The sequence below is a fragment of the Virgibacillus sp. M23 genome (assembly GCF_034190895.1).
Lineage (GTDB): Bacteria > Bacillota > Bacilli > Bacillales > Amphibacillaceae > Virgibacillus > Virgibacillus salarius.
Window position 1 is genome coordinate 105275 of record NZ_JAWDHA010000008.1, and the last position, 10502, is coordinate 115776.

Here is a 10502-nt window from a genome sequence, read left to right on the forward strand (position 1 = left end):
GAAGCTACCGTTCACTTAAGTCTTGAATAGCTGCAGCAAAACAATTGATAATCTCCCGAGTGATTTCACCAGGCTCTCCTGTTCCAATCTTATGATCATTTACAAATACAATTGGTACAATATCTAATTTGGTTGCTGAAATAAAAACTTCATCAGCCATCCGTAAATCATCTATAGTAAAGGCACACTCACGAACTGGAATGCCAGTTTCATAGCATAATTCAAGTATTTTCATTCTTGTAATACCGTTTAAAATGAAATGATTCGCTGGGTGTGTCATTACACAATTATCTTTTACAATGAACACATTAGAAGCACTTGCCTCTGTAATAATACCCTCTCGATGGAGAATAGCCTCTACCGCATTATTCTCTACTGCCTTTTGTTTGGCCATAACATTCGGTAGTAAGTTTAATGTCTTTATGTCACAACGTAACCAACGTATATCCTCCGTTATAATTGCCTTTGCTCCATTTTTCGCTTCTTCCTTCATTGTTTCTTCCACTTTTGTATAAGCAACTAATACAGGAGAAACGTTACTTGGATATTGATGCCATCTTTCAGCTACTCCTCTTGATATTTGTAAATAGACAACACCTTCCTTTAATTGGTTCATCGTTACAAGTTGTTTTAAGTTGTCCTTCAACGTGTCGATAGGACAAGGTAACATCATTTGAATTGCTTCAGCACTTCTTTTTAATCTTCTTAAGTGATCATCCAATAGAAAAAAATCCCCATCATACACACCAATAACTTCATAGACTCCGTCACCAAACTGATATCCTCGATCCTCTATATCAATAAGTCTACTTCTATCCATAATCGTTTGATTGTATAACATTTTATTCATCGCCAGACCTCCTAATGATTATTGAGAATACCTCTTTGCCAGATCTAACACCACCGATGTATCTACACGATTTCCACTAATGATAAGTACGACGTTGGAACCAATGAGAGTAGCTTTATTTTCTAGTATAGCTCCAATACTTGCCGTTGCAGCACCTTCAATAACTTGATGATGCTTATCGAGCATAAAAGCCATCCCTTTAGCAATTTGCTGTTCGTTTACTAATAAAATGTCATTTACATATTGTTGAACCATGGAAAATGTATATTGATTATTTAAACCAATACCACCAAGAAGGCTATCTGCTAGCGTATTATTTTCCGTAACTTCCATTGGCTTGCCCGCCTGCATACTCTCATACATAGCCGCTCCTCTTTCTGTAGAAACGCCAATAAGATATAGCTTCGGATTGGTTTGCTTTAATGCTACTCCAAGACCAGAATGCATACCACCTCCTGATAAGCCAGCAAGTACGGTATCTACTTCAGGCAGAGTTTCTAGCAATTCTAGCCCCATTGTTCCATAGCCTGCTATCACATACGGATCATCAAACGGATGGATAACAGTAAATCCATGTTCTCGCTGCAATTGATAACTATATTTTTCAGCGTCATCCTGTGATGTACCAATTACTTCCACACGAGCACCGGTAGATCTTAATACATCAACTTTTGCTTTGGGTACTCTATTGGAAATACAAATAACAGCATCGATATCAAGCTGTTTTGCAACATAACCAACACTAACTCCAAAATTCCCAGTGGAAAATGTAGTAATCCCCTTTGCTCTTTCCATTGGAGTTAAACTAAGGATCTTATTTGCTGCACCTCTTATTTTAAAAGAATTCGTTATATTCCAATTTTCCATCTTTAAATACACGGATTTTCCAGTTACGTCCGATAAATCATTTGAATAGACAAGTGAGGTAGGCTGAGCAATAGAAGCGATCCGTTTGCGAGCTTTCCAAATATCCAACAGGTCAACCTTTCTCATATCGCACCCTTTCCTTAATTCACTATTAGTCACTATTTCTTAAGAGTTGATCTTCCACATATGCAATATGCTGTTCCACTTGTTTTTGTACTAATTTAGCGTTCTTTGTAAGCAATGCCTCATATAATTGCTTATGTTCTTTATAATATGAGATTGGACTTGAATAATATTTGTCCAGATGAGCAACGTATACCCGAATCTGAACTGCTATCGATTCATATATTTTAATGAGTCGTGAATTACCACACCTATTAATTACATATTGATGAAATTTTAAATCTAGACCAAACAACTGGTCCCAATTTTCTTTTTGTGCTTCCAACTCCATTTCTTCAATAATGGACAGCAATTGTATAAAATGCTTTTTTTCCAAGTGTTTTAATGCTTTCACAAAAGCGTTTGTTTCAATCATTAAACGCAATTCAGTCATCTCATCTAAATCACGATTGGTAAACATAGAGACAAATGTGCCTTTACGGGCTCTGTTAACCACTAACTCCTCCTGTTCAAGAATCTTCAATGCCTCTCGCACAGTACTTCGACTGACATCAAATCGCTCTGCAATATCCGTCTCAATCAGCCGATCGCCAAATCCAATTTTCCGTATTAAAATATCTTGGCGAAGTTGTTCAGCAATCAATTCACCTAAAGACTTTTTTAGTAATACGCCATTATCATTCATTGATATTAACTCCTTTTTTTACCTCTTAGAAATGTGTCGACAAGTACATTAGTATTTAGTTAGAGGGGGAATAGAGTGAAACTTCCATCCGGTTTTTACTGAAACATATACGTACAAAGACTACATTCGTCACGTCCTGTGGCAACGCCTTTGTGACCTACTTCCATGTAGGCCCGAACCAATCGGACATTTACTGGCAGTCGATCCCATACTTAGCTATATTGGTTTCAATTGATTGCGTGATTTGGGGATCTTACTGCCAGTTATATGCGGGATAAATGGACCTTGACTTATTTATTAGAACCTACTATGTTGAAAGTAATTTAATTTTAAGATAGTACAGAATGGGGGAAGCTTATTATGAAAATTCTTGCCTATCAACGCGTCGAAAAGCCTGTGCTTGATGATTTACAAAAAAACCATGACGTTCAATTTTTTAAGAATGTGGATACAAATTCAGATCAAGCTTTCTTAGCTTTTCTTCAACAAGCAGATGGTATTATTGGACTCGATTTAAAGATTGATCGTCAATTATTGGATCGTGCTCCAAACTTAAAAATTGTTAGTAATGTTTCAGTTGGGTACAATAACTTAGATTTAGAAGCATTGACTAATAGAAAGATTATGGCAACTAATACTCCTGGCATTCTGACCGATACAGTCGCTGATATGGTCTTTGGCTTAATACTATCAACAGCTAGAAGGCTCCCCGAACTCAATCAACTCGTAAAATCAGGTAATTGGGTTGAATCACTGGATAGTAGACATTATGGTACTGATGTACATCATAAAACAGTAGGTATTATTGGTATGGGGAGAATCGGCTTTGCCATTGCCCAACGAGCTCATCATGGTTTTGATATGAACATTCTCTACCACAGCCGCACCCGAAAGCCCGAAGCTGAAGAGAAATTTCAGGCAACCTACGCTAGCTTAGATCAATTATTACAGCGTTCTGATTTCGTTTGTCTGATTACACCATTAACTAAAGAAACAAAACATTTGATTGGTCAACGGGAATTTAACTTGATGAAGAAAACAGCTATTTTCATTAACGGTTCTCGCGGAAAGACAATTGTCGAACAGGATTTAATTCAAGCGTTAAAAAACGGCAATATCGCAGGTGCTGGCCTTGACGTATTTGAACAAGAACCTGTCGATCCTAAAAATGATTTATTGAAAATGGATAATGTAGTCACCTTACCCCATATTGGTTCATCGACTCGCGAGACGGAATTAAAAATGTCAGCATTAGCTGCCGAAAATTTGCTTGCAGGTTTACGTGGACAAAAGCCACCAAACTTAATTAATGATACGGTATGGAAATAAAGTGAAACTTCCATCCGTGGGAGCTGTTATCCCCACGGATGGTTAGTACCACAAGGGTATGACCTAAAGGCCCTTAAACCAATCGGACATTTACTGGCAGTTGAACCCACAATTAGCTATATTGATTTCTCTTCACTGCTTGAGATGGGGGCTTACTGCCAGTTATATGCGGGATAAAGTGAGACTTCCATCCGGTTTTTACTGAAACATATACGTACTAAGGCTTCATTCGCCACGTCCTGTGGCAACGCCTTTGTGACCTACTTCCATGTAGGCCCGAACCAATCGGACATTTACTGGCAGTCGAACCCACACTTAGCTATATTGGTTTCTCTTCATTACTTGAGGGGGGCTTACTGCCAGTTATATGCGGGATAAAGTGAGACTTCCATCCGTGGGGAAGTTTGTTTATCCCCTCGGATGGTTAGACGAACCAATCGGACATTTACTGGCAGTCGATCCCATACTTAGCTATATTGGTTTCAATTGATTGCGTGATTTGGGGATCTTACTGCCAGTTATATGCGGGATAAATTAGTACGGATATTATTTCCACCTTCGTTCAAGGCAGTCACTTACGTTCTGCCTTAAACGAACCGTTTTGCTATATTTAGGCTAATCGAATATTAGGTTTTACTAATAATTCACGAGGAAAATCTGCTAACACTTCACAGCCTTTATCTGTTACGCGAAAAGATTCACTTATTTCAACCCCCATATGGTCAAGCCATATTCCTGGTATCATATGAAAAGTCATGTTCTCTCTAAGGATTGTATGATCGCCAGCTCTTAGACTAGCAGTATGCTCTCCCCAGTCTGGGGGATAGTTTAATCCCATTGAGTAACCAAGCCTCGAATCTTTTTTTATTCCACTTTTCTCTATAACTCTGCGCCACACAGCCTCTACCTCTTCACAAGAAATACCTGGACGAATGGCATCTAACGTTATATTTATCCCCTCTACTACGACGTCTGCGATATATTGAATATTTTCATCTGGCATACCAAGAAAGATTGTTCTAGCTAAAGGTGAGTGATATCGTTTATAGCAACCAGATAATTCAATAATTACCGGATCACCTTGTCGGAATAGCTCATCTGTCCACGTAAGATGACAAGCTGAAGTTCGATCACCAGTTGGTAATAATGGTACAATTGCAGGGTAATCTCCGCCAAAATCATCTGTTCCCCGGATCTGGGCATGAGCAATTGCTGCAGCAGCATCGGATTGCCTTACTCCAGCATCAATGGAATCAAAAGCAGCCTGCATCGCCCCTTCAGCGATTTTTGATGCAATTTTAATACATTCTATTTCCTGATCAGACTTAATAATTCGTATCCAATTTACTAAATTTGTTCCGTCCTTAAATACAGCATTAGGCAGATTTTCTTTTAGCTTCATAAAATTTTTTGCTGTGAAATAGTAGGCATCAAACTCAGCTGCAATCGTTTTCTTGTCATACTTTTTAGCTTTAATAAAATCACTGACAAACTCCATCGGATGTTTTTCGGAAGACTGGATATAATCATCTGTATATGGATATACATGATCCGCTTCTAACCAAGATGTGTGGAAAGCCGCACTAGCATCTTGCCCTCTGCCAATCCAATAAGGTTGATCCTCATCAATAAAAATGACAAGCAATTGATGTACGTAGAATGACCATGCATCATATCCACTTAAATAATTCATATTAGCTGGATCTGTGACAAGTAAAACCTCAATTCCTTCATTAGCCATACGGTGTTTTGTTTTTATTAACCTTTCATAATATTCAGAAATAGAAAAAAACACCATACAAACCCCTCCATTCATTTAAAGTGAAGCTGCTTGAGTGAAAAACACCAACATCAAAGTAGATCATATAAATATCACAAGAATTAATATTGTTGTTAATTGTAATTTCTTTGATGATTGGAAAAGTTTAACAATCATGGGCGAGGAACTTTTCATTGCCCATGCGTTTAAAAAGACAGTTACAGTAGGCATTAGAAATAAAGTGAAACCTCAATTAGGTTTTTACTAAAACAAACACGTACAAAGGCTTCATTCGCCACGTCCTGTGGCAACGCCTTTGTGGCCTACTTCCATGTAGGCCCGAACCAATCGGACATTTACTAGCAGTGCCCCCCTCTTACCAATATTGGGTTCACTTTATTTGGGAAGCTTACTGCCAGTTATATGCGAGGTAAAAGGGTGGGATTAATAGAACATGCCTGTCGATTGTCGGCATTAAATACAAAATAATGCACACAAATTAAAAAGTATGGAATACGTTATATTTTCTTCTAATGTGTACTATAAATATATGTAATAACACAATAAATGATGAAAATGCTATTTAAAAATGGGCGCAGACAGAGCAATCTCTGCCTCTACCCATTTATTTTGTCACAGACTACACTTGAGAATAGTATAGCAATTGAATGTTTAATCGTCTATATCATTTTTCTGTATTTTATAAATTTATTGACTATTTTCTTTAAATGTGTTTAATTATTGGTAACTTGAATTGTCGACAAACGACAAAGAGAGCCAACCTGAAATCACTACAGTAACTATTCCTCATTCATCATATATCACATTTGCTACTTTTCCCATCTTTCACTTTCAGCTTTTTTATTTGATCCGATTATAGAAAGGAGTTTGTTATATTGGAACCAACTATAAAAAAAGAGGACCTGTTGGAAAAAGATGAGAAGTATCTTTGGCATGGCATGAAAAGATATAACCCTAGCAGTACAATGATTAGCACCAAAGCTGATGGTATCTGGATCACGGATATCGACGGTAATAAATTTCTTGATGCACAGGCAGGATTATGGTGTGTTAATGTAGGTTATGGTCGAGATGAACTAGCTGACGTCTGTGCACAGCAATTAAAAGAGATGCCTTATTATCCATTAACACAAAGTCATATACCAGGAATAAAATTAAGTGAAAAATTAAATGAATGGCTAGGCGACGATTATGTTATTTTTTATTCCAATAGTGGATCGGAAGCTAATGAGACAGCCTTCAAAATTGCCCGCCAATATTACCAACAGACTGATGCACCTAATCGCTATAAATTTATTTCACGCTATCGCTCGTATCATGGTAGCACTTTAGCTACATTAGCAGCCGGTGGACAAAATCAACGGGCCTATAAATACGAACCATTAGCATCAGGCTTCGTCCATATCACACCGCCGGATTGCTATCGGAGCCCTTTTACGCACGAAAATGAACAATGCTGTCACCAAGCTGCTGATGAGTTAGATCGCACAATTACTTGGGAGATCAAAGAAACAATTGCTGGATTTATTATGGAGCCAATTATTACTGGCGGCGGAATATTAGTTCCCCACGATAGTTATATGAAAAAAGTTCGTGAGATTTGTGATAAGCACGGTGTCTTATTAATTGCTGATGAAGTTATCAACGGGTTTGGTAGAACAGGGAAGCCCTTCGGATTTATGCATTATGATGTAAAACCAGATATAATTACGATGGCTAAAGGACTAACAAGTGGATATATGCCACTAGCAGCAACTGCTGTAAAACGTGACATATATGAAAAATTCAAAACCTCAACGAAGAAATACGATCATTTCCGTCATGTTAACACATTTGGCGGCAGCCCAGCAGCTTGTGCTGTTGCTATACGAAATTTAGAGATTATGGAAGAGGAACATTTAGTCACTAACGCTGCGAACCTGGGGGAATATTTGCTCGCAGAATTACAAGAACTGTATACGCACCCTAATGTTGGTGATATTCGTGGTAAAGGACTATTAGCTGGTATTGAGCTTATAAAAGATAAACAAACAAAGGAACCAATTGATGAAACCATAGCTGCAGGCGTCGTGAACTATTGTAGAAAAAAAGGCATCATAATTGGCAAAACAAGTGATACGGTTGCAGGCTATAACAATATTATAACGATGTCACCACCGCTTTCTATATCAAGAGATGAAATTAATTATCTAGTAACCATCCTAAAGGATGCTATTGCTGCGATTTAGTATAAAGTGAAACTTCCATCCGGTTTTTACTGAAACATATACGTACAAAGGCTTCATTCGCCACGTCCTGTGGCAACGCCTTTGTGACCTACTTCCATGTAGGCCCGAACCAATCGGACATTTACTGGCAGTTGAACCCACAATTAGCTATAATGGTTTCTCTTCACTGCTTGAGGGGGGCTTACTGCCAGTTATATGCGGGATAAATTTCGAACGCCAACACACCCAAAAACAGCATAAAGGCTTTTGGATGTGCGAGTAACGTGTAAAAAAGATTATTCATAAAGGACACTGTTTTCGTTATCTGGAATGGAAGGCGGTCGACACCAGCGGGAAAAGCACGAGGTGAAGACCCCGTAAGCGAGCGCACTTTGCGAGTGCGGAGACTGAGACCGTGCCCGCGGTAAGCGTACCGCCTGAAGCGCAAGATAACAAGGGCATACCGCTCGCCGTTTTTCATCCCTATTGAATACTATTTCTTAGTTAGTCGGCACTAAATTTATACAGGATAACATTCATGACCAACGTCATTTGACAAAGAGCCAATTTACAAAACTATTTTTTACCTAGCGCAAACGCCCGATTAGAAGCGTAGCGACTGGAGTTGCACGCAGCTCAACAAGCGCATATTTATCCACATGGGCAAAATTTTGCAATTTCCTAAACTATAAAAAAATCGAGTATATACCTTTAACAGGCTATACTCGATTTTAAAGACCTTAGTTATACAATATTGGTGCACCTGGTCCAAGCTCGATACCAAGCAGCATCCACACGACAAGCATAATCGTCCATCCGATAAGGAAGAAAATGGAATACGGTAGCATCGTTGAAATTAACGTACCAATTCCCATTTTTTTATCATATTTTTGTGCGAACGCAATAATAATTGCAAAGTAAGTCATCAGTGGAGAAATAATATTCGTTGAAGAATCTGCAATCCGATACGCCATTTGTGTTAACTCTGGAGAATAGCCTAGTTGCATCATAATCGGTACGAAGATCGGAGCCATCATCGCCCATTTTGCCGAGGCACTACCAATAAAGATATTAATAAAGGCTGCCAATACGATAAATACGAGCACCAATGGTATTCCTGTTAAATTAATATTTTGTAAAAACTCTGCACCATATACGCCTAGCACTAACCCCATGTTAGATTCATTAAAATATGCAACAAACTGTCCCGCGGTAAAAGCTAATACGATAAACATACCCATGGAAGCCATTGTATCTGACAATTGCCCAGCTACATCTTTATCATTTTTAATTGCTTTTGTTACCTTCCCGTACACGAGACCAGGAATAAAGAAGAGAATAGCAATAATTGGTACCAATGAATCCATAAATGGTGAATCAATAATTGGCTGATCACCTGTTCCACGCATAGGAGCTCCTTCAGGTACGATGAGTAAGGCGGTTAAAATGACAGCAATAATAATCGATACAACAGACCAAATTAATCCTTTTTTCTCTATACTGGTTAGCTTCTCAATCTTCTCTCGATACTCCCCTTTGTATTCTCCTAAACGGGGCTCTACAACACGTTCCGTAACCCATGTACCAATAATGGTAAGCACAAAAACGGATACAATGATAAACCACCAGTTCATGGCAATACTCATTGACTCTGCATAAGCTGGATCAATGACAGCAGCACCAGCTATCGTTAACTCTCCGAGTAAAGCATCTGTTCCCGATAAAAATAAATTTGCACTAAACCCGCCAGATACTCCCGCGAAAGCTGCTGCCAGACCGGCTAATGGATGACGACCAATTGCCGCAAATAATAATGCACCAAGCGGTGGTAATACGACATATCCAGCATCCGATGCTACGCTTGACATGATCCCAGCAAACACCAAACCTAATGTTATAAAACGATTCGGTACGGACAGGACAAACCCACGAAGCAATGCACTAATGAGACCAGAGCGTTCTGCAATTCCAATACCTAACATGGTAACTAATACTACTCCAAGTGGGGCAAACCCAATGAAGTTATCCGTCATGCTAGTGAAAATATATTGTATCCCTTCCGCATTTAGCAAATTTTTAATTTCTACCATCTTCCCCTCTTCTCCAGGATGCTCTACACTAATTCCTAGAGGAGAAAGAGCTGCTGATAATAGCAATACAATTAATGCCAATATTGCGAATAATGTAACTGGGTGTGGTAACTTATTTCCAACTACTTCAATGCCATCCAACGAGCGTTGGAATACACCTTTCTTCTTCCCCATATCATTTCTCCTTTCTCTTGTTGTCAAATGGGTAATATTCTGAAAATAAACCTAAAATGTAAGCGCATGTAATCCATTATATAAGGCATATCCATAAATGGAAATAGAAACAAAATAAGTAAAAATAATAATATTTTTCCCAATATTATTCCAATTAAAAAAGATATTTGTGCCAATACTACTACATGAAGGCTAATATCGCTATGATCACCTTCACCAATTGATACATATATGCTCCATAAATAGACTTAAGACAGATTAAGAAAAACTGAGCAAAATTCGCTCAGTCCTTATCACTAAATGCTCAGATTTACGCTTCCTCTAGTAGCTATTATGGAATAATAGCTACTGCTTGCTTGACCACCACTCCGGCTGCCCACTTCCCTTTCCGTGGGGT

The 10502-nt window shown here is 38.5% G+C and carries 7 protein-coding genes; 2 read left to right on the forward strand and 5 right to left on the reverse strand.

Going from position 1 to position 10502, the window contains the following annotated elements; translation table 11 throughout:
- Positions 1 to 4: 4 nt before the first annotated feature.
- From dat to RVS70_RS05170, 3 genes are read right to left on the reverse strand one after another with little or no spacing between them, the layout of a single operon-like run.
- A complete protein-coding gene (gene dat, locus RVS70_RS05160; RefSeq protein ID WP_026679857.1) occupies positions 5 to 850 on the reverse strand; it encodes a D-amino-acid transaminase in 846 nt (281 codons plus the stop codon).
- An 18-nt stretch (positions 851 to 868) separates the two neighbouring features.
- Positions 869 to 1843 carry a pyridoxal-phosphate dependent enzyme gene (locus RVS70_RS05165; protein WP_321132597.1) on the reverse strand — a complete coding sequence of 325 codons (975 nt, stop codon included), beginning with the start codon at positions 1841 to 1843 and terminating at the stop codon, positions 869 to 871.
- A gap of 25 nt (positions 1844 to 1868) precedes the next feature.
- Positions 1869 to 2525: a GntR family transcriptional regulator gene (locus RVS70_RS05170; protein ID WP_026679855.1), complete on the reverse strand. Its 657-nt coding sequence runs from the start codon at positions 2523 to 2525 to the stop codon at positions 1869 to 1871.
- 360 nt (positions 2526 to 2885) lie between these two features.
- Here RVS70_RS05170 and RVS70_RS05175 point away from each other — a divergent pair, with 360 nt between their 5' ends.
- The gene (locus RVS70_RS05175) at positions 2886 to 3854 is read left to right on the forward strand and encodes a 2-hydroxyacid dehydrogenase (protein WP_205389602.1); all 969 of its coding nucleotides are present in this window, start codon (positions 2886 to 2888) and stop codon (positions 3852 to 3854) included.
- 610 nt (positions 3855 to 4464) lie between these two features.
- Here the strand turns inward: RVS70_RS05175 and RVS70_RS05180 are convergent.
- Entirely contained in the window at positions 4465 to 5652 is a 1188-nt protein-coding gene (locus RVS70_RS05180) for a M24 family metallopeptidase (RefSeq protein WP_321132598.1), read from the reverse strand.
- A gap of 857 nt (positions 5653 to 6509) precedes the next feature.
- Here RVS70_RS05180 and RVS70_RS05185 point away from each other — a divergent pair.
- Entirely contained in the window at positions 6510 to 7862 is a 1353-nt protein-coding gene (locus RVS70_RS05185; protein ID WP_321132599.1) for an aspartate aminotransferase family protein, read from the forward strand.
- Between the two features lie 719 nt (positions 7863 to 8581).
- Here RVS70_RS05185 and RVS70_RS05190 read toward each other — a convergent pair.
- Entirely contained in the window at positions 8582 to 10105 is a 1524-nt protein-coding gene (locus RVS70_RS05190) for an AbgT family transporter (RefSeq protein ID WP_026681860.1), read from the reverse strand.
- Positions 10106 to 10502 lie beyond the last annotated feature (397 nt).

What these genes read in the sequence shown, in the direction of transcription:
- dat (WP_026679857.1), bottom strand. Translation starts at nt 850, where the DNA reads ATGAATAAAATGTTATACAATCAAACGATTATGGATAGAAGTAGACTT.
- RVS70_RS05165 (WP_321132597.1), bottom strand. Translation starts at nt 1,843, where the DNA reads ATGAGAAAGGTTGACCTGTTGGATATTTGGAAAGCTCGCAAACGGATC.
- RVS70_RS05170 (WP_026679855.1), bottom strand. Translation starts at nt 2,525, where the DNA reads ATGAATGATAATGGCGTATTACTAAAAAAGTCTTTAGGTGAATTGATT.
- RVS70_RS05175 (WP_205389602.1), top strand. Translation starts at nt 2,886, where the DNA reads ATGAAAATTCTTGCCTATCAACGCGTCGAAAAGCCTGTGCTTGATGAT.
- RVS70_RS05180 (WP_321132598.1), bottom strand. Translation starts at nt 5,652, where the DNA reads ATGGTGTTTTTTTCTATTTCTGAATATTATGAAAGGTTAATAAAAACA.
- RVS70_RS05190 (WP_026681860.1), bottom strand. Translation starts at nt 10,105, where the DNA reads ATGGGGAAGAAGAAAGGTGTATTCCAACGCTCGTTGGATGGCATTGAA.